At 69.1% G+C, this 17,907-nt stretch carries 23 protein-coding genes and 1 tRNA gene; 11 read left to right on the top strand and 13 right to left on the bottom strand.

The window, feature by feature from the left end:
* Positions 1–76 precede the first annotated feature (76 nt).
* Genes YIM_RS04510 through YIM_RS04495 form a run of 4 tightly spaced genes read right to left on the bottom strand, consistent with a single transcriptional unit; the run spans position 77 to position 2,977 of the window.
* Complete coding sequence (locus YIM_RS04510; protein ID WP_153029125.1) at positions 77–745, bottom strand: response regulator transcription factor; 669 nt, start codon at positions 743–745, stop codon at positions 77–79.
* Positions 742–1,803, bottom strand: a complete 1,062-nt coding sequence (locus YIM_RS04505) for a sensor histidine kinase (RefSeq protein WP_228004555.1) — start codon at positions 1,801–1,803, stop codon at positions 742–744. The genes YIM_RS04510 and YIM_RS04505 overlap by 4 nt, the downstream gene beginning before the upstream one ends.
* 4 nt (positions 1,804–1,807) lie before the next feature.
* A complete protein-coding gene (locus YIM_RS04500; RefSeq protein ID WP_153029124.1) occupies positions 1,808–2,347 on the bottom strand; it encodes a dihydrofolate reductase family protein in 540 nt (179 codons plus the stop codon).
* A 24-nt stretch (positions 2,348–2,371) separates the two neighbouring features.
* Positions 2,372–2,977, bottom strand: coding sequence for a TetR/AcrR family transcriptional regulator (locus tag YIM_RS04495; RefSeq protein ID WP_153029123.1), 606 nt, complete (start codon positions 2,975–2,977; stop codon positions 2,372–2,374).
* 84 nt (positions 2,978–3,061) lie between these two features.
* Here YIM_RS04495 and YIM_RS04490 point away from each other — a divergent pair, with 84 nt between their 5' ends.
* The 6 genes from YIM_RS04490 to YIM_RS04465 are packed head-to-tail and all read left to right on the top strand — an operon-like array spanning position 3,062 to position 8,400.
* Positions 3,062–3,685, top strand: a complete 624-nt coding sequence (locus tag YIM_RS04490) for an NAD(P)-dependent oxidoreductase (protein WP_153029122.1) — start codon at positions 3,062–3,064, stop codon at positions 3,683–3,685.
* A 57-nt stretch (positions 3,686–3,742) separates the two neighbouring features.
* Positions 3,743–4,546, top strand: coding sequence for an SgcJ/EcaC family oxidoreductase (locus YIM_RS04485; RefSeq protein ID WP_153029121.1), 804 nt, complete (start codon positions 3,743–3,745; stop codon positions 4,544–4,546).
* The gene (locus YIM_RS04480; protein WP_153029120.1) at positions 4,543–4,989 is read left to right on the top strand and encodes a helix-turn-helix transcriptional regulator; all 447 of its coding nucleotides are present in this window, start codon (positions 4,543–4,545) and stop codon (positions 4,987–4,989) included. The genes YIM_RS04485 and YIM_RS04480 overlap by 4 nt, the downstream gene beginning before the upstream one ends.
* Positions 4,990–4,999: 10 nt before the next feature.
* Positions 5,000–5,410, top strand: a complete 411-nt coding sequence (locus YIM_RS04475; RefSeq protein ID WP_153029119.1) for a VOC family protein — start codon at positions 5,000–5,002, stop codon at positions 5,408–5,410.
* A gap of 2 nt (positions 5,411–5,412) precedes the next feature.
* Positions 5,413–6,003 carry a glyoxalase gene (locus YIM_RS04470; protein WP_153029118.1) on the top strand — a complete coding sequence of 197 codons (591 nt, stop codon included), beginning with the start codon at positions 5,413–5,415 and terminating at the stop codon, positions 6,001–6,003.
* Positions 6,004–6,024: 21 nt separating this feature from the next.
* Positions 6,025–8,400, top strand: coding sequence for an excinuclease ABC subunit UvrA (locus YIM_RS04465; RefSeq protein WP_194240041.1), 2,376 nt, complete (start codon positions 6,025–6,027; stop codon positions 8,398–8,400).
* A gap of 647 nt (positions 8,401–9,047) precedes the next feature.
* Here YIM_RS04465 and YIM_RS48925 read toward each other — a convergent pair.
* Entirely contained in the window at positions 9,048–9,191 is a 144-nt protein-coding gene (locus YIM_RS48925; protein WP_228004554.1) for a hypothetical protein, read from the bottom strand.
* Between the two features lie 91 nt (positions 9,192–9,282).
* A complete protein-coding gene (locus tag YIM_RS48920; RefSeq protein ID WP_228004553.1) occupies positions 9,283–9,468 on the bottom strand; it encodes a hypothetical protein in 186 nt (61 codons plus the stop codon).
* 125 nt (positions 9,469–9,593) lie between these two features.
* Between YIM_RS48920 and YIM_RS48915 the strand changes: the two genes are divergently transcribed.
* Positions 9,594–9,773: a hypothetical protein gene (locus YIM_RS48915; protein ID WP_228004552.1), complete on the top strand. Its 180-nt coding sequence runs from the start codon at positions 9,594–9,596 to the stop codon at positions 9,771–9,773.
* Between the two features lie 536 nt (positions 9,774–10,309).
* On the opposite strand, the gene YIM_RS04455 is transcribed toward YIM_RS48915, so the two are convergent.
* The 5 genes from YIM_RS04455 to YIM_RS04435 all read right to left on the bottom strand — a co-directional run bounded on the left by YIM_RS04455 (position 10,310) and on the right by YIM_RS04435 (position 14,292).
* A tRNA-Ala gene (locus YIM_RS04455) sits at positions 10,310–10,382 on the bottom strand.
* Positions 10,383–10,434: 52 nt separating this feature from the next.
* Complete coding sequence (gene glpR, locus YIM_RS04450; RefSeq protein ID WP_153029116.1) at positions 10,435–11,271, bottom strand: gephyrin-like molybdotransferase receptor GlpR; 837 nt, start codon at positions 11,269–11,271, stop codon at positions 10,435–10,437.
* A 149-nt stretch (positions 11,272–11,420) separates the two neighbouring features.
* Positions 11,421–12,086: a GNAT family N-acetyltransferase gene (locus YIM_RS04445; RefSeq protein ID WP_153029115.1), complete on the bottom strand. Its 666-nt coding sequence runs from the start codon at positions 12,084–12,086 to the stop codon at positions 11,421–11,423.
* On the bottom strand, positions 12,083–13,390 hold the full coding sequence (glp, locus tag YIM_RS04440) for a gephyrin-like molybdotransferase Glp (RefSeq protein ID WP_228004551.1): 1,308 nt from the start codon (positions 13,388–13,390) through the stop codon (positions 12,083–12,085). The genes YIM_RS04445 and glp overlap by 4 nt, the downstream gene beginning before the upstream one ends.
* Positions 13,387–14,292, bottom strand: coding sequence for a UTP--glucose-1-phosphate uridylyltransferase (locus YIM_RS04435; RefSeq protein ID WP_153029114.1), 906 nt, complete (start codon positions 14,290–14,292; stop codon positions 13,387–13,389). The genes glp and YIM_RS04435 overlap by 4 nt, the downstream gene beginning before the upstream one ends.
* A gap of 24 nt (positions 14,293–14,316) precedes the next feature.
* Here YIM_RS04435 and YIM_RS04430 point away from each other — a divergent pair, with 24 nt between their 5' ends.
* The 4 genes from YIM_RS04430 (at position 14,317) to mscL (ending at position 16,593) form a co-directional block, all read left to right on the top strand.
* Positions 14,317–14,922 carry a 5-formyltetrahydrofolate cyclo-ligase gene (locus tag YIM_RS04430; RefSeq protein ID WP_153029113.1) on the top strand — a complete coding sequence of 202 codons (606 nt, stop codon included), beginning with the start codon at positions 14,317–14,319 and terminating at the stop codon, positions 14,920–14,922.
* Positions 14,923–15,011: 89 nt separating this feature from the next.
* On the top strand, positions 15,012–15,368 hold the full coding sequence (locus tag YIM_RS04425; RefSeq protein ID WP_153029112.1) for an FmdB family zinc ribbon protein: 357 nt from the start codon (positions 15,012–15,014) through the stop codon (positions 15,366–15,368).
* Positions 15,369–15,502: 134 nt separating this feature from the next.
* Complete coding sequence (locus YIM_RS04420; RefSeq protein WP_194240040.1) at positions 15,503–16,126, top strand: SAF domain-containing protein; 624 nt, start codon at positions 15,503–15,505, stop codon at positions 16,124–16,126.
* Positions 16,127–16,161: 35 nt separating this feature from the next.
* A complete protein-coding gene (mscL, locus tag YIM_RS04415) occupies positions 16,162–16,593 on the top strand; it encodes a large-conductance mechanosensitive channel protein MscL (RefSeq protein ID WP_153029110.1) in 432 nt (143 codons plus the stop codon).
* A gap of 538 nt (positions 16,594–17,131) precedes the next feature.
* Here the strand turns inward: mscL and YIM_RS48510 are convergent.
* A complete protein-coding gene (locus YIM_RS48510) occupies positions 17,132–17,287 on the bottom strand; it encodes a hypothetical protein (protein ID WP_194240039.1) in 156 nt (51 codons plus the stop codon).
* A complete protein-coding gene (locus YIM_RS04410) occupies positions 17,287–17,787 on the bottom strand; it encodes a molybdenum cofactor biosynthesis protein B (protein ID WP_113694574.1) in 501 nt (166 codons plus the stop codon). Before YIM_RS04410 ends, YIM_RS48510 begins: the two co-directional genes overlap by 1 nt.
* Positions 17,788–17,907 lie beyond the last annotated feature (120 nt).

Here is a 17,907-nt window from a genome sequence, read left to right as displayed (position 1 = left end):
CGGCCCCGGTCGCGTCGTCATGCTCACGAGCCGACCTCGCCTACCCCGGGAGTTGTTCCCTACGGGCGATCCCGTACTACCCGGGTTGTGCCCACCGGGGTGTCACCATGGCCGACTCGTAGGCGATCACCACCAGCTGCGCGCGATCGCGAGCGTCCACTTTGGTCATGATCCGGCTGACGTGGGTCTTGGCGGTGGCCGGGCTGAGCACCAGCCGCCTGGCGATCTCGTCGTTCGACAGCCCGGCCGCGACCAGCACCATCACCTCGCGCTCGCGTTCGGTCAGCGAGTTCAGCCGCGGGCTCGGCTCCGGTTTGGTCACCCGCCCGGCGAACTCGGCGATCAGCCGCCGGGTGACCGAGGGCGCGAGCAGCGCGTCGCCGCGCGCGACCACCCGCACGCCGTGGATCAGCTCGGTCGGCTCGGTGTCCTTGACCAGGAATCCGCTGGCACCCGCGCGCAACGCGCCGTAGACGTATTCGTCGAGGTCGAAGGTGGTCAGGATGATCACCTTCGGGGCGTCGTGCGCACCGGAGAGCAGCCGCCGGGTCGCGGCCAGCCCGTCCAGCCGCGGCATGCGGACGTCCATCAGCACCACGTCCGGGCGGAGTTCGGCGGCGAGGCCGAGCACCGCCTGGCCGTCCGCGGCCTCGCCGACCACGGTGATGTCCGGCTCTCCGTCCAAAATGGACTTGAATCCGGCGCGGACCAGCGTCTGGTCGTCGGCGAGCAGGACCCGGATCACCGGCGGCCGCCGATCGGCAGCCGAGCGCGCACGAGCAGGCCCGACTCGCCGGCCGTCATGGTCAGCTCGCCACCGGCCGCCCGCACCCGCTCGCGCATCCCGCGCACGCCCCCACCAGGGGTGATCGGCCCGCCGGAACCGTTGTCCTCGATCTCCACGCGCACCTCGTCGTCGCCGTACCGGATCCGCACCACGACGGTACTCGCGCCGGAGTGCCGGATCGTGTTGGTCAGCGCTTCCTGCACGATCCGGTATCCGGTGAGCCCGATCTCCGGCGGCACCGGCCGCGGTTCGCCGAGTTCGGCGGTCACCGCCAGGCCCATCGCCCGCGCGTGCTCGAGGAGTTCGCCGACGCGGTCGAGCCCCGGCGTGGCGTCCGCCGGCGCGCGCAGCACGCCGAGGGTGGACCGCAGCTCCTGGAGTGCCTGCTTGCTCGCGTCCTTGATCGCGCTCAGCGCACCGGTCGACTGCTCGGGGTCGCCCGCGTGGAGCGCGGCCCCGGCCTGGACGGTGATCAGCGAAAGGTGGTGGCCCAGCGCGTCGTGCAGTTCGCGCGCGATGCGCAGGCGCTCCTCGGTGGCCCGGCGGCGCGCCTCTTCCTCGCGCCCGATTTCCACCTGCCGCTTGACCCGGCCGAGCGCCAGCATCGCGACGATCCAGCCCAGCAGCATGAACATCGCGACGTCGTCGACGTGCCGGGTGACGCTGGCCAGCTCACCGGCCAGCGTCGCCACCACGGTGATCCCGGCGACCACCGCGGCCGCGCGCAGGCGGCCCTCCGCCGACAGCGTGTACAACGCGAGCATCAGCGTCAGCAGCACCGGACTGCCCGCGCCGACCAGCGGGTAGTACAGCCCGACGCCGATCATGGTGGCCACCGCGACCGCCACCGGGTACCGGCGGCGCACCGCCAGCACCCCGCAGCTGAGCACGATCAGTACCAGCCCGAACCACCCCGGCGGCTCCGGTTGCGCCAGGGTGTAGCTCAGCACGAGCGCCAGCACCAGCCCGGCCAGCACCACATCGCCCGCCGGGTCCTTGGGCCACCACCGGTTCACCCGGCTATCGAACCACCGGACGGTAGATGATGCGGACCGCACCGCCGGGGAACTGCTCGGACTCGACCACCTCGAAGTTCACCTGGGTGTCGTCGAACAGGCGCTCGCCCTTGCCCAGCACGGTCGGGTGGACCAGCAGCTCCAGCTCGTCGAGCAGGCCCTCGGCCAGCAGCCAGCGGACCACGCTGACGCTGCCGGAGACCAGGATGTCCCCGCCGTCGCGTGCCTTCTCCTCGGCCAGCTTGGCCGCCGCGTCCTCGTTGAGCAGCGTCGACGGCGTCCAGTCGACCGAGGTCAGCGTGGTGGACAGGACCAGCTTCGGCACGCTGTTCAGCACGCCGGCCAGCGCGTCCTCGGTCTCGTTCGGCCAGTGGCCGGCGAAGATCTCGTAGGTCTTGCGGCCGAGCAGGAGCGCGCCGGCCTCGGTGAAGCGCGAGCCGGTGACCTCCCCCATCCGGTCGTCGAAGAACGGTCCCTGCCAGGTCTCCGGTGCCTCGACCACCCCGTCCAGCGAGATGAAGAGGCTCGCAACAATCTTTCGCATGCAGGCAGCGTCACGGACGGTGCTCTACGCGCGCTCGAGAAGCCCCAGACCGTCGAGCAAGGTGCGCACCCAGGTCTCGGCGAGTTTCCGCCGGGTGGGTTCGTCCTCGTGCTGCTGGTCGAAATTGCTCAGGAAGCCCTGTTGCAGGCAGGCACCGAGCAGCAGGTCCGCCGCCGCGCGCGGGTCGGCCTTCACGCTGATCCGGCCGAGGCGCTGCTCGGCTTCGAGGTAGTCGGTGAGCATGTCGCCGACGTGACGCGGGCCCTTGCCGCGGTCGTGCACCACTTCGCGGTGCGCGGTCAGCAGGTGCGGATCGGAGAACAGCGAGGCGGCGATCGGGAAGGTCCGTCCGTAGAAGGCGATCGCGGCGTAGGCGAACTCGGTCAGCACCTCCTCGACCGGATCCCCGCCGACGCGCTGGGGCAGGCCGCCGATCAGGATGCCGAGCCCGGTCGGCATCCGCTCCTCCAGCACGGCGAGGAACAGGTCGGTCTTGTCGCGGAAGTGCTTGTACAGCGCGGCTTCCGAGAAACCGGCCGCCTTCGCGATCTCCTTGGTGGTGGCTTTGGCGAGCCCGTGGGTGCGCATCACCTGCGCGGCCGCGTCGAGGATCCGGTCCCGCGTGGTCAAGGCGCCTCCTGGTGCACGGTTGACAAGTAAGTGAGTGCTCACCCACTATAGCGGTTAGTGAGCACTCACCAACCTGGAGGGACCATGAAGATCACCCTTTTCGGTGCCACCGGCGCCACCGGGCAGCACGTCGTCGAGCAGGCCCTCGCGGCCGGGCACCAGGTCACGGCCGTGGTCAGGGACCCGTCGAAGCTGCGCAGAGCCGAACTGACCGTGGTCGAAGCCGACACCATGGACCCCGCCGCGATCGAGCCCGCGGTGTCCGGCGCCGACGCGGTGATCTCGGCACTGGGCACCCGGAACGGCCGCGGCCCGACCACCGTCTGCGCCGACGGCGCGAGCAGCATCATGCGCGCGATGACCGCGGCGGGCACCCGGCGGCTGGTCGTGGTCAGCGCCGCCGGCCTGGCCAAGGACAACGACGGCCCGCTCACCCGCGTGCTGGTCAAGCCGATCGTGCAGCGGATGCTGCGGAACCCGTTCGCCGACATGCGCCGGATGGAGGAACTGGTCCGCGCCGGCGCTCTCGACTGGACGATCATCCGCCCGCCCATGCTCACCGAAGGCCCGCGCGGGCCGTACCGGACAGCGGTCGACACCGGCGTGCGCGGCGGCATGCGGATTTCGCGGGCGAATCTCGCCCACGCCGTCCTGCTCGCCACGCCGGACGAAAAGACGATCGGGAAAGTTCTCACCGTCGCGCGATGAGTTCGCGCGAGTCGCCGGGTTACAGGGGAGCAAGCACTCGGCGAAAGGATTTCAGCGATGAACGACCAGGAACGGATCCGGACCCTGATCGAGCAGTGGGTGACGGGGGTGAACAAGGCCGACCTGGACGGCGTGCTCGCGGAGCACACCGACGACGTGGTCATGTTCGATGTGCCGGAGCCGCAGGACGGGGTGCGCGGCATCGAGGCCTACCGCGAGACCTGGCCGCCGTTCTTCGAATGGCTGGCGAGCGGCGCGATTTTCGAACTGGTCTCGCTGGAGGTCACCGCGGGCGCGGACGTGGCGTTCGCCTTCGCCCTGCTGCGCTGCGGCAAGCCGGCGGAGATCGGTGACCAGCGGCTCCGGATCAGCTTCGGCCTGCGCAAGGAGGACGGGCGCTGGCTGATCGCGCACGAGCACCACTCGTTCCCGCTGGTCGTGGACGGGGAGCAGCGGGTCCGCGCGATTCACGAGGAATGGTTCGACGGGACCGCGCGCAAGGGCCTCGACGGCATGATGAGCCACATCGCCGACGACGTGGTGTCGTACGAACACGAGTCTCAGGTGACCGGGCTCTCGGCGGTCCGCGAAGTGTGCCGGGCGGGGCTGGAGCAGAGCACCGGGAAGGTCGAATGGCACGTGCCGGAGCTGCGCGTGCTGACCGGCGACAACCTCGCGGTGGCCTGGGGCATCAACCACATGCGGGCCGAGCAGCCGGACGGCACCTTCGCCGAGAGCCGGTCGCGGGGCACGCGGGTCTTCGAACGCCGTGACGGTCGGTGGCGGATGGTCCACCAGCACGTGTCCTTTCCCGTCGAACCCGCCACCGGCGCGCCCGATATGGCACGATTTCGCAGGTGAGCAGTAGCAGACCCGCGGCGACGCAGCACCTGCGCGATCTCGCGCGGCTGCGTCGCGTCCGCGACCGCATCGACCGCGAGTACGCGCAGCCGCTGGACGTCGAGGCGCTGGCGCGTGGGGTCAACATGTCGGCCGGGCACCTCAGCCGCCAGTTCCGCGCCGCCTACGGTGAGTCGCCGTACGCCTATCTGATGACCCGGCGCATCGAACGGGCGATGGCCCTGCTGCGACGCGGTGATCTCAGCGTCACCGAGGTCTGCTTCGAGGTCGGCTGCTCCTCGCTGGGCACCTTCAGCAGCCGCTTCGCCGAACTGGTCGGAATGCCACCCAGCGTGTACCGGCGCGAGGCCGAGCGGGCCACCGCCGGGCTGCCGTCGTGTGTGTCCAAGCAGGTGACCAGACCGATCAGGAATCGAGAAGCGCCCGCCGGCAGCCTCACCTAGCGTGACGGCCATGGACCTCACCATTCATTCGAGCTTCCTCCCGCACGACGACCCGGACGCCGCGCTGGCCTTCTACCGCGACACGCTCGGCTTCGAAGTCCGCAACGACGTCGGCTACGAGGGGATGCGCTGGATCACCGTCGGCCCGGTCGGCCAGCCCGGCACCTCCATCGTGCTGCACCCGCCCGCCGCCGACCCCGGCATCACCGAGGACGAACGCCGCACCATCACCGAGATGATGGCCAAGGGCACCTACGGCGGCATCAACCTGTCCACCCGGAACCTCGACGAGGTCTTCACCCGGTTGCAGGCCGGGGACGCCGACGTGGTGCAGGAACCGACCGATCAGCCGTACGGGGTGCGCGACTGCGCCTTCCGCGACCCGGCGGGCAACATGATCCGCATCCAGGAGCTGGGCTGACCATGCTCACCCTCGACGCGGTCGAAGTGGACGTGCCGCGAGGGTTCCACGACGACCTGCGGTTGTCCGATCAGGTCGTCGTGGAAACCCCGGGTACCGGTGACGGGCTGTGCGTCCTGACCTACGTCGTCGCCCAGCCGAGCGAGGTCGAAGCCGTGTTGGCCACTGCGATCCGTCACGGCGCGAAGGTGCTCAAGCCGGCGAAGAAGTCGCTGTTCGCCGGGTTCGCCGCGACCTGCCAGGCACCGGACGGCTCGGTCTGGAAGGTGACCGCACCGCCCAGGAAGGACACCGGCCCGGCCGCGAACCCGCCGGTGCCGACCGAGCTGGTGGCCATTCTCGGCGTCGCGGACCCGAAGGCGTCCAAGGTCTTCTACGAGGCGCTGGGCATGAAGGTGGATCGGGACTACGGCGCCAAGTTCATCGACTTCCAGCTGACGCCGGGCAGGCCGAGGCCGGGCCTGATGAACCGGGCGGCCCTGGCCAAGGACGCGGGCGCTGCGGCGGAGTCCGCGGGCGGCCGGATCACCGATGCCGACGGGGAGTTCACCGCCCCGGACGACTACCGGTGGAAAGTTCAACTCGCACACTAGATCCCGCAGATGGAGACACGGATGAGCACGAGGACGGACCAGCCGTCGCCGCACCCTGCCGACAGCCACGATCTGATCCGCGTGCACGGTGCGCGGGTGAACAACCTGCGCGACGTCACGGTCGAGATCCCGAAGCGCCGGCTGACGGTGTTCACCGGGGTTTCGGGGTCCGGCAAGAGTTCCCTGGTGTTCAGCACGATCGCCGCGGAGTCGCAGCGGATGATCAACGAGACCTACAGCGCTTTTGTGCAGGGCTTCATGCCGACGCTGGCGCGTCCGGAGGCCGACCTGCTGGAGGGGCTGACCACCGCGATCATCGTCGACCAGGAGCGGATGGGCGCCAACCCACGGTCCACTGTGGGCACCGCGACCGACGCGAATGCCTTGCTGCGCATCCTGTTCAGCCGGTTGGGCAAGCCGCACATCGGTTCGCCCAACGCGTATTCGTTCAACGTGCCGTCGGTGAAGGCCAGCGGCGCCATCACCATCGAACGCGGCAACAAGAAGACGGTGAAGGCCACCTTCAACCAGACCGGCGGCATGTGCCCGCGCTGCGAAGGCCGTGGCAACGTCAACGACATCGACCTGACCCAGCTCTACGACGAGTCGAAGTCACTCGCCGAGGGCGCGATCACCGTTCCCGGCTACAACCCCGACGGCTGGACGGTCCGCTATTTCACCGCTTCGGGCTTTCTCGACGCGGACAAGCCGATCCGCAAGTACACCAAGCGGGAGCTGCACGATTTTCTGTACAAAGAGCCCACCAAGGTGAAGATCGAGAACACGAACATCACCTATGAGGGCCTGGTGCCGCGGATCCAGAAGTCGTTCCTGTCCAAGGACAAGGAGGCGATGCAGCCGCACATCCGCGCCTTCGTCGAGCGCGCGGTCACCTTCACCACCTGCCCGGAATGCGATGGCACGCGGCTGAGCGAAGGCGCGCGTTCTTCGAAGATCAACGGCAAGAGCATCGCCGATGTCTGCGCCATGCAAATCAGCGACCTGGCCGAGTGGGTGCGTGGTTTGAAAAAGCCCGCTGTGGCACCTTTGCTGGCCACCTTGCAACACACCCTCGACTCCTTCACCGAAATCGGCCTGGGGTATTTGTCGCTGGACCGCCCGGCCGGAACCCTTTCCGGCGGTGAAGCGCAGCGCACCAAGCTCATCCGGCACCTCGGCTCCGCACTCACCGATGTCACCTACGTCTTCGACGAACCCACCATCGGCCTGCACCCCCACGACATCCAGCAGATGAACGACCTGCTGCTACGCCTGCGCGACAAAGGCAACACCGTGCTCGTCGTCGAACACAAACCCGAAACCATCGCCATCGCCGACCACGTCATCGACCTCGGCCCCGGCGCCGGCAGCAACGGCGGCACCATCACCTACCAAGGCCCCCTCGCCGGCCTGCGCACGAGCGACACCCTCACCGGCCGCCACCTCGACGACCGCGCCACCCTCAAACCCCAAGTCCGCACCCCCACCGGCACCCTCAAAATCCGCGGCGCCACCACCCACAACCTCCAAAACGTCGACGTCGACATCCCCCTCGGCGTGCTCTGCGTCATCACCGGCGTCGCCGGCTCCGGCAAAAGCTCCCTCATCCACGGCTCACTACCCACAAACGCCGGCGTCATCACCGTCGACCAAACCCCCATCCGCGGCTCCCGCCGCAGCAACCCCGCCACCTACACCGGCCTGCTCGACCCCATCCGCAAAGCCTTCGCCAAAACCAACAACGTCAAACCCGCCCTCTTCAGCGCCAACAGCGAAGGCGCCTGCCAAATCTGCAACGGCGCCGGCGTCATCTACACCGACCTCGGCATCATGGCCAGCATCACCACCACCTGCGAAGAATGCGACGGCAAACGCTTCCAACCCGCCGTCCTCGACTACCACCTCGCCGGCCGCGACATCAGCGAAGTCCTCGCCATGTCCGCCGCCGAAGCTTGTACGTTCTTCGGCGAAGGCGAGGCCCGCACCCCCGCCGCCCACACCATCCTCACCCGCCTCACCGACGTCGGCCTCGGCTACCTCAAACTCGGCCAACCCCTCACCACCCTCTCCGGCGGCGAACGCCAACGCCTCAAACTCGCCACCCACATGGCCGACACCGGCGGCACCTACATCCTCGACGAACCCACCACCGGCCTCCACCTCGCCGACGTCGAACAACTACTCGCCCTACTCGACCGCCTCGTCGACACCGGCAAATCCGTCATCATCATCGAACACCACCAAGCCGTCATGGCCCACGCCGACTGGCTCATCGACCTCGGCCCCGGCCCCGGCCACGACGGCGGCCGCATCATCTACCAAGGCACCCCCGCCGACCTCGTCACCAACCCGGTCACCGTCACCGGCAAACACCTAGCGGAGTACGTCACTCGCTAAAGACTTTGATCGCCGACTACCAGCCCACCGCGACGGTGTACGAACTCGGTGACCGGTTCGTCTTCGAACGGCCCACGGACTGCAAACCTAACGTTGTTTCGGGCTGCGGTCTTCCGAGGTGCGGGAAGGTCATGCCCAGCGATATCCCATTGGTCATGCCTTCGTTGCCAAAACCATCGCGCGGAAAAGGCATCTCTTCGATCCACTTGTCCGCACCATTATCCATTTCGACTGCCGCCCCGACCGCCGTCCGCACGTGGTCGGCAAGATGCGAATGCCTCCGTCACAGCACGGAGACCGTTCTCGTGGAGAACCAAACCCTTGAGCCCGCGCTTATGTTCCACGAGCTGAAGCCGGCAAGCAGCTGGAACGCAACCGCCCCGCCCCTGAACCAGTCGGCGAGAGTCATCGTCGCGAGACGCTCTCCAGCAGGGTCAAGCCTTCGACGGAGATCGCTCACCAATTGACCGCGAAGGTCGGCCCTGGCTTTCCACAGTTCCTGCCCGCGAAGGGGAGGACGTCAAGACCGAGATCATTTCGGTCATAGCGAGCGCGGGCGTCATCGGTGTCCCGCGCGTACCGGATGATCCACTGGGCGAGTTCCGGTCCGCCACCCAGCTACTGGCTACCTCGCATTCGATGCCGCGTTACGAGAGACGATCTTGTTCCGCTTCTGCTTCTGCGCGGACGGTTTCGTAGAACTCGGCGGCGAGTCGTTCCTCGATCTCGCCCGCTGTGACATCGTCGATTTCGTCGTCATCGTTAATTTCGGTGTATTCGCGATGGAGCAACCAGCAACCGCGGATTCCGTAAAGCAGATCTTCCAGCAGATCGGGCGCCGGGCGCGCAGGATCGAGGGGCGTGATCTTGGGCTGAAGGCTGTCAGGTGGCCAAGTCGATCACAACTTCGCGCGGCGTCTCGCCCGCGTAGAGCCGTTCCAGTACCAGGGTGGGCGTGTGGACGGGGAGCGCTTCGATGTCGTCCGCTTCGATGACGACCTCGGTGGGGTCGCACTCCGCGAGTTCGGCGACGACCTCGGCCGCCGCCTGGAGCCAATGTGCCGCCACGACCGCGGCGGCGGTCGGGTCAACGTTCTGGAATAGCCCGTCGGAGCCGAGCGAGCCTGCCAGAAAAGATCATTGGCGGCGTTCACCAGCAACGGTGATGCGTCAGCGCGGGTCAGGAGTACCGCTTGTCCGGCCCGTCCGGAAAGATCACCACGTTCCGCCTGTTCGACTGCGATGAGCTCGTTCGTGACGTCCGCGACCACCTGGTCGATCAGCGCGACATCGCCGAGATCGTGGAGCACGCGGCCAACCCGGTGAGCAGGTTCTTCGACGCGCACGTAGGACTGAAGAAGACCCCGCCATGAGGCAAATTGGGCTTCCGCAGCGCGTCGATGACAGAGCCGAACGCATCGCGCTCACCCTGCCGACGCCGGCCCTCAGTGTTTACGTCCAAACTGTCCGCGGCGCTCGCGGGATGGGTGTAGGTGCGCCACATCGTTTCCGACAGATTTGTCAATGCGGACGCAAGACGAAGCGCGTCGCCCCGCTGTACGGAGTCTGGCAATTCGGCCGCGGTGTCGGCGACACAGGCGCTCCCGGTGTCCCATGTCCTGAGCAGTAGCCGCCGACTCTCGTCAAACGCATACGCCGTCACGCTGGGGATCGTGCCAGACCTGCTGAGCGGTGGCATGCCGTCATGGCCCGCTTTCTCCGCACGATGCGTGCATAGCCAGGGTTGGCCGTGGGTGGCCTGCGCACGTACCCGGGCCGGTGTTGGCGACGCGTGCGGCGCTCAAGAAACTCGGGGACAGCCTGCAATGACTCCGCTGCTGTACTTTGCTGCTGTACGGACAGCAAAAGGCCCTTCCCGGATCACCCAGGAAGGGCCTTTGACCTGCTGTGGAGCTGAGGGGAATCGAACCCCTGACCTTCTCGATGCGAACGAGACGCGCTACCAACTGCGCTACAGCCCCTTAAAGCTCGTTCAGCATAACAGTGGCTGTCTGCTGCCCGAGCCGGGGGGTCCTATTCGCCGGCTGCCCGGCGGAAGGACCGCTGACCTGGGTCGTCGAGTTCGTGGAAGGCCGGGTCCTCGTCCTCCGGGTCGACCACGACGGCGTGCCGACGCAGGCGCGACGTGGGCGACGGCTTGCGCTCGGCGCCCGGGATCTCGCGGCGCGGCGGCCGCGGCGGGGCCGCCGCGGGCGGAGCCTCCACCGCATCCTCGTCCCGCACCGGCCGCCGGGTGACCCGCGTGCCCGCGTTCAGCCGCGACGACCGCCGCTGCCGGATCTCGTTCTCGATCCGGACCTGCCGCCGCAGGTACGCGAGGTACCCGACGAGCACCAGATCGATCGCCCCGTGCGCCCACCACACCAGCGGCGTCAGGAACGCGGCCAGTGCGGCGGTGACCACGGCGAGCACGAGCAGGATGACCACCACGCGCTGCCGGTAGGCGTACTTCGCCCTGGCCGCGATCTCCGCGGCCTCGGGGTCGTAACCACCGCGGCCCGGCCGGTACTGGCGGCCGCCTTCGCTCGGCTGCGGAAGCGGCGGCAGGTCTCTGCCTACCGGAGCGGGTTCCACGTCGTCGAGGTCGTCGAGGTCGTCCACCTCGTCTTCGAGTTCGGCATCGACCTCGTCGAACTCGTCGTCGGCGTCATGGTCGTCGCGCGCCTGCGGCTTGTCGGACATCGCGAACTCCTCTCGCCCCTCGTGGCGTGTGCTCCCGCTCCGCACGACCCTGGCGGCCAACGCGGAGTCGGCGGTGCGCGCGATCTCCTGGCGCTTGCGCGCGATCATGGGAACGAGGACGACGAGCCATGCCGCGGCCAGCGCGACGATGATCAACGAGCTTGGCATCTCCCGTCACCTCCCCCGACGTGAACTCCTACGTTCGTCACGTTAGTCACAGGAGTAACAGATCGCCGGAAGGCTCGCCGGGTCTTATTCCGGAACTTGTCACTGAATTAGGTGAAAACAGGCCGATGTGGTAACGGGGCACCGCAAGGTCACGCGTAGTCAGCGTGTCCGGCGGCGATCAGCCGGGCGGTGAGCCCCGGACCGGTTTCCTCGACGGTCATCCCGAAGAGCAGGTGATCGCGCCAGTCCCCCGCCACGTCGAGGTAACGCTGGAGCAGGCCCTCCTGCCGGAACCCCGCCTTGGTCAGCACCCGGACGCTCGCGACGTTCTCCGGCCGCACGGTCGCCTCGATGCGGTGCAGTCCGGCCACGCGGAAGGCGTGGTCCACCACCAGCGCCACAGCCGCGGTGGCGACACCGCCCCGAACGGCCGAAGTGGACACCCAGTACCCGACCCACGCGGACCGCAGCGAGGCTCTGATCACATTTCCCACGGTGATCTGCCCGGCGAACGCACCGTCCACGGTGATCGTGAACGGCAGGCACTGGCCACGCCGGGCCAGCGAGCGCAGCGCCGACCACTGCGGCGGCCACGACCACAGCGAGTTCCGCTCGTCCCAGGTGCCGGTGCCGCTGGGCTCCCACTCCTCCAGGTGCGCGCGATCACGCAGCCGCGCCCGGCTCCACTCGCCGCCGTCGCGCAACCGCACCGGCCGCACGGCGACCAGACCGGCTTTCACCCGAACTGGGCCGAGCTTCGCCGGCCAGCCGGGGTGCCGGCCTTCGACGCCGTAGACCTGCGACACCCGGGTCAGCCGCGCTGCGCCAGGAAAGTCACCTTGACCTCGTCACCCGCGGCCACCTCGGTGAGGTCCTCGTCGATGTTGATCAAGCAGTTCGCCTCCGCCAGCGAGGCCAGCAGGTGCGCGCCGGAGGTCCCGAGCGGCTGCACCAGGTACTCGCCGTTGCCTTCGTCCCGCAGCAGTTGCCCGCGCAGGAAGCCCTTCCGTCCCTTGGTGGAGGTGATCGGCGACAGCAGGCGCGCGCCGACCATGCGGCGGTGCGGGTTCCGCGTGCCGCGCGCCGCGCGGATCAGCGGGCGCACCAGCACCTCGAAGACCACCAGCGCGCTCATCGGGTTCCCGGGGATCAGGAAGGTCGGCACCGCGTCCGGGCCGAGCCTGCCGAAGCCCTGCACCGAGCCGGGGTGCATGGCGACCCGCGTCATGTCGATCCGGCCCAGTTCGGACAGCGCCGCGTGCACCTCGTCGCCCGAGCTGCCGCCGGCCCCACCTGCCACGACGACCACTTCGGACATCAGCAGCCTGCCCTCGACCACCTCGCGCAGCCGCTTCGGGTCGCTCGCCACGATCCCGACCCGGCTCACCTCGGCCCCGGCGTCGCGGGCCGCGGCCGCCAGCGCGTACGAGTTCACGTCGTAGACCTGGCCGACCGACGGCGTGCGATCGATGTCCACCAGTTCGTCGCCGACGGACACAATGGACACCCGCGGGCGCGGGTAGACCAGCACCTTGGCCTTGCCCACCGCGGCGAGCAGGCCGACCTGCGCCGAGCCGATGGTGTCGCCCTGGCGCACCGCGACGTCCCCGATCTGCACGTCCTCGCCGGTCCGCCGGACGTACCCGGCCGACGGCACCGGCTTGTGCACGGTCACCTTGGCGTTGTGGCCGTCGGTGTAGGCGGTCGGCACCACGGCGTCGGCGAGCGTGGGCAGCGGCGCGCCGGTCGCCACGCGCACGGCCTGGCCGGGCTGCAACCGGCGCGGCTGCCGCGAACCGGCCGGGATCTCACCGACCACCGGCAGCTGCACCGGTTCCTGCCCGGCCGTGCGCACGTCCACGCTGCGCACCGCGTACCCGTCGACGGCCGCCTGGTCGAAACCGGGCAGCGCGTGCTCGGCGACGACCTCCTCGGCACACAACAGTCCCTGCGCCTCCGAAATCGCCACCCGCACCGGCCGCGGACGGACCGCGGCCTCCAGTGCGAGGGCGATCTGGGCGTCCACGGAGCGGAACTCGGCGAGTTCCTCCGCGACGCCCTCCGCGGGCGCGGCAGGGGTCGGCGCGTCGGGGACGTCAGGCGCGTCTGGGGCGGTCATCGGCTCGCGTTCTCGATTCGTTCGGTCAGCCAGGTGCGCAGCGACGGCCCGTACTCGGGGTCGTCGAGCGCGAAGTCGACGGCTGCCCGCAGGAAACCGCCGGGGTTCCCGAGATCGTGCCTGCCACCGCGGTGGACCACCACATGAACCGGGTGGCCCTCGGAGATCAGCAACGCGACCGCGTCGGTCAGCTGGAGCTCCCCGCCGGAGCCGGGGGTGATCCGGCGCAGCGCATCGAATATGGCCCTGTCCAGCAGGTATCGCCCGGCCGCGGCGTAGGTGGACGGGGCGTCCTCCGGCTTCGGCTTCTCCACCATGCCGTGCACGCGCTTCACATCGGGGTCCTCCGTGTCGGTCACGTCGAACACCCCATAGGGGGAGATCTGCTCGCGCGGGATGTCGAAGGCGCACAGCACGCTGCCGCCCTTCTCGGCCCGCACCGCGGACATCCTGGAGAGCACCCCGGTCGGCAGCACGAGGTCGTCCGGCAGCAGCACCGCGACGGCTTCGTCCTCATCGGTCAGGTTCGGCTCGGCCTGGGCGACCGCGTGGCCGAGACCCAGCGCCTGCTTCTGGATCGCGACGTCGACTTCGAGCAGGGCCGGCGCCCGGCGGATCTTGGCCAGCAGGTCGGTCTTGCCCTTGGCGGACAGCGTTTCTTCCAGCTCGGGGGCGGCGCGGAAATAGTCGACCACCGACTCCTTGCCCGGTGAGGTGACGATCACCAGGCGCTGCGCGCCCGCTTCGGCGGCCTCTTCGGCGACCAGCTCGATGCCCGGCCGGTTGACCACCGGCAGCAGCTCTTTCGGCACGGCCTTGGTGGTCGGCAGGAATCGTGTGCCCAGCCCGGCGGCAGGCACGATGGCGGTTCGGAACGTCTGCGTGATTTCGGCGCCCGTCATGGGCGCAAAGCCTAACCTGAGCAGGTGCGAGCAGTGGGCAATGAGCACCTGAGCAAGGCGGAGTGGCGCGAACGGCTGACCTCCGCGCGGTCGGCCGTGCCGATCGCGCGCCGGGTCACCGAGGCGGGCGCGCTGGCCCGCTTCGTCGCCGAACTCCCGCACGCGGAGACCGTGTGCGGGTACGTGCCCTTCGGCTCGGAGCCGGGGTCGCTGGCCCTGCTGGACGTGCTCCGGGACGCTGGTTCACGGGTGCTGCTGCCGGTCGTTCCTTCCGCACCAGGCCCGCTGGACTGGGCCGAGTACACCGGCTCCTCGTCGCTGGCTCCCGGCCGGTTCCGAGGCGTGCTGGAGCCCGCGGGCGACCGGCTGGGCCCGTCCGCCGTCGAGCAGGCGGAGCTGGTCCTGGTACCCGCGCTCGCGGTGGACCACCACGGCGTCCGGCTGGGCCGGGGCGCCGGGTTCTACGACCGTTCGCTCGGTGCCGCGTCGCACGCCGAACTGGTGGCGATCGTGCGCGACGAGGAACTGGTGCCGCGGCTGCCCGCCGAACCGCACGACGCGCTGATGACCGGCGCGCTGCTGCCCGGCCGTGGTCTCGTCCGCCTTCCTGCCCAGCTCAACGCGGTGTGACGAACACTGGTTTGCGCTGGAGGAATGATCTGAAGCACAATTGGGTTAGCACTCTTGAGTCCCGAGTGCCAATGCCCGAAGGAGCAGCTGTGCCCACGTACCAGTACGCCTGCAAGGAGTGCGACCACCGCTTCGAGGCGGTTCAGTCGTTTTCCGACGACAGCTTGACCGAGTGCCCGCAGTGCACCGGCCCGCTGCGCAAGCTCTACGGTGCGGTCGGCGTGATCTTCAAGGGCAGCGGCTTCTACCGCAACGACTCGCGCTCCGACTCGAAGTCCTCGAGCAAGTCCGGCACGAAGCCCGCGGAGACCTCGGCCAAGAGCGACTCGAGCAAGAGCGACACGTCCAGCTCGTCCTCTTCGTCTTCGTCGACCACCTCCTCGGCGTCGTCGTCTTCTTCGTCCTCCTCTTCATCTACCACGACGAAGACCGCCGCCGCTTCCTGATCCACCGAGTTGTCCACAGGCACCCACTTGTCCACAGGTGCCTCGACCACCGCTGGCTCACCCCATCCCCCGCGCCCTAACGTCCAAAGCGCGGGGGATCACCAAGCCGATCCCCCACCGACCACGGGGGCATCGTGCAACTCTTCGAAGACCTGTTCGCCCGGCTGAACGCGCTGGTCAGCAGTCGCCGCACGCGCAAGACGCTGGCCGCGCTGCTGGCACTGACCGCGATCGCGCTGGCGCTGGGCCCCGTGCTGTTCCCGCCGGGGCCGTCCGGCGAGCCCACACTGGTCGCCGCCCGCGATCTGAGCGCGGGCACCCTGCTCACCCCGGCTGACACGAAAGTCATCCACATTCCGGTCGAGCTGCGCCCGGCGGGTGCGTTGTCCGGGCAGCGCGCTGAACGCATGCTCGCCGGCGCGGCCAGGGCGGGCGAGCCGTTGACCGATGTGCGCCTGGTGTCCCCCGCGCACGGTCCGCCCGGTACGTCCACCGTGCCCATCCGGCTGGCCGATCCGGACGTCGCCGAACTCCTGCACCCCGGCACGCGGGTGGACGTGGTCGCCGCGGACGCGCACCAGCACCGGCAGCTCGCGTCAGCGGTGACCGTGGTCACCGTGGTCACCTCCGCGGGTGAGAGCAAGTCGCGGCCGAGTTCGGCGAAAGGCCCGCTCGTACTGGTCGCCGTGCCGTCGGAGGCCGCCACGCCACTCGCCTCCGCCGCGCTGGACCAGCCGGTAACCGTTACGCTCCGGTAGCGTTTTTTGTCCCTGCTGGAAAGGAGAAACCCCCCGTGCTCAAAGGCTTCAAGGACTTCTTGATGCGCGGCAACGTCGTCGAGCTGGCCGTTGCGGTCGTCATCGGCACGGCGTTCACCGCGATCGTCACCGCCTTCACCACCGGCCTGATCAAACCGCTGATCAACGCCATCGGCGGTTCGGATGCCGCGCAGGGCCTGGGTTTCTACATCTTCTCCGGCAACCAGGGCACCTTCATGGACCTCGGCGGCGTGATCAACGCCGCGATCAACTTCCTGGTCGTCGCCGCGGTGGTCTACTTCCTGTTCGTGCTGCCGCTGCAAAAGGTGCAGGAGCGCCGCAAGCGGGGCAAGGAAACCGGCCCGGCCGAGCCCACCGATGTCGAACTGCTCAAGGAAATCCGGGACCTGCTGCGCCAACAGCAGCAAACCGACGACGCCCCTTCCCACCGCACCCCGCGCCCCTGACCCCAGCCATTCCCCTTCCCCGCACGGCCAATCCCACCCCCACGCGGCCACTCCCCACCCAACACGGCCAAGTCGCACCCCGGCGCGACCGAGCCTCACACCTGGCGCGACCGAGCCCACCTCTGGCGCTGCCGAGCCCACCCTGGGACGACTGAGTCGCACCTTTACACGACAACGACCACGGCTGAACCTCAGCCATGGCTTCCCCAGCTGTCGCGCAGTCGCACGGCCGAGCCACCAGCCCGCGCGGTGAGACACAAGCCCCGCCACAGACACGACCGCCGCCAAGCCCCACGACTGAGCCCCACCGCCACGGCTCAGCCCGGCGGTCGCGCGGTCGCACGGCCACCAGCCCTCGTGACCGAGCCCCGGCCCGCGCGGCGGAGGCACAAGACTGCGGCCACGGTCGCGCGGCCGAACCGCGCATCCAAGGCGCGAGGTTCACACCCAGCCCTCGAACCCACCGGGCAATGGCCGCACTGGTCCGCAAAAGAGAATCGCCTGCTCCGCAGTGGGCGGGAGCAGGCGATCCGAAGTGTCAGCGGTCGTGGTGGGGTGGGCGGTTTTCGTAGTACCAGGAGTCCGTGTCCCCGCTGGGTTCCTGCGGGCGTTCGTCCGAGGTGGTTTCCGGGAGCACGTCCCCGAAGACCTCCTCCAAGCGGCGGCGGCGCTCAGGCTCAGCGGGCTCGGACATCAGGACTCGTTCAGGCCGGACAGCTCGTCGATCACGTAGGGCACGAGTGCCGAGAGCGTCGCCATGCCGTCGCGTACGGCGGCCCTCGAGCCCGCCAGGTTGACCACCAGCGTGCTCCCCGACACCCCGACCAGACCCCGCGAGATACCCGCGTCGACCGCGCCCGCGGCCAGGCCGGAGGAACGCAGAGCCTCGCCGATCCCCGGGATCGGGCGGTCCAGCACACCGGCCGTCGCGTCCGGGGTGACATCGCGCGGCGACACGCCTGTCCCGCCGACGGTGACCACCAGGTCCGCCCCGCCGATCACGGCCGTGTTCAGCGCGTTCCGGATGGCGACGGTGTCGGCGTGCACCACCACGGTGCCGTCGACGATGAAGCCCGCCTCTTCCAGCAACTCCGTGACCAGCGGACCAGCGGTGTCATCGACCTCGCCGTGGGCGGCACGGTCGTCCACGATCACCACGAGGGCACGGCCCAGCCGTTGTGCACTGCGTTCCATGTGCCCACCGTAGCGCGAACCGGCGCCGGACGATCAGCGCGCGTCCCCGCCCGGCCGGGCCGTCGCGAAATGTCCTCGATGTCCGAACCTGCTTCTGCGGGCAAAAGCAGGTTTCCCAGG

This window comes from Amycolatopsis sp. YIM 10, assembly GCF_009429145.1.
GTDB lineage: Bacteria > Actinomycetota > Actinomycetes > Mycobacteriales > Pseudonocardiaceae > Amycolatopsis.
Note: the sequence above shows the minus strand (reverse complement) of the source record. Positions and strands in the feature narration are given on the sequence as shown.

Bases quoted from the DNA above. Each gene is read 5' to 3' on its own strand.
- glpR (WP_153029116.1), bottom strand. From the start codon at position 11,271: ATGCCAAGCTCGTTGATCATCGTCGCGCTGGCCGCGGCATGGCTCGTC.
- YIM_RS04490 (WP_153029122.1), top strand. From the start codon at position 3,062: ATGAAGATCACCCTTTTCGGTGCCACCGGCGCCACCGGGCAGCACGTC.
- YIM_RS04485 (WP_153029121.1), top strand. From the start codon at position 3,743: ATGAACGACCAGGAACGGATCCGGACCCTGATCGAGCAGTGGGTGACG.
- YIM_RS48510 (WP_194240039.1), bottom strand. From the start codon at position 17,287: ATGTCCGAGCCCGCTGAGCCTGAGCGCCGCCGCCGCTTGGAGGAGGTC.
- glp (WP_228004551.1), bottom strand. From the start codon at position 13,390: ATGACCGCCCCAGACGCGCCTGACGTCCCCGACGCGCCGACCCCTGCC.
- YIM_RS04470 (WP_153029118.1), top strand. From the start codon at position 5,413: ATGCTCACCCTCGACGCGGTCGAAGTGGACGTGCCGCGAGGGTTCCAC.
- YIM_RS04410 (WP_113694574.1), bottom strand. From the start codon at position 17,787: ATGGAACGCAGTGCACAACGGCTGGGCCGTGCCCTCGTGGTGATCGTG.
- YIM_RS04435 (WP_153029114.1), bottom strand. From the start codon at position 14,292: ATGACGGGCGCCGAAATCACGCAGACGTTCCGAACCGCCATCGTGCCT.
- YIM_RS04465 (WP_194240041.1), top strand. From the start codon at position 6,025: ATGAGCACGAGGACGGACCAGCCGTCGCCGCACCCTGCCGACAGCCAC.
- YIM_RS04475 (WP_153029119.1), top strand. From the start codon at position 5,000: ATGGACCTCACCATTCATTCGAGCTTCCTCCCGCACGACGACCCGGAC.
- YIM_RS04500 (WP_153029124.1), bottom strand. From the start codon at position 2,347: ATGCGAAAGATTGTTGCGAGCCTCTTCATCTCGCTGGACGGGGTGGTC.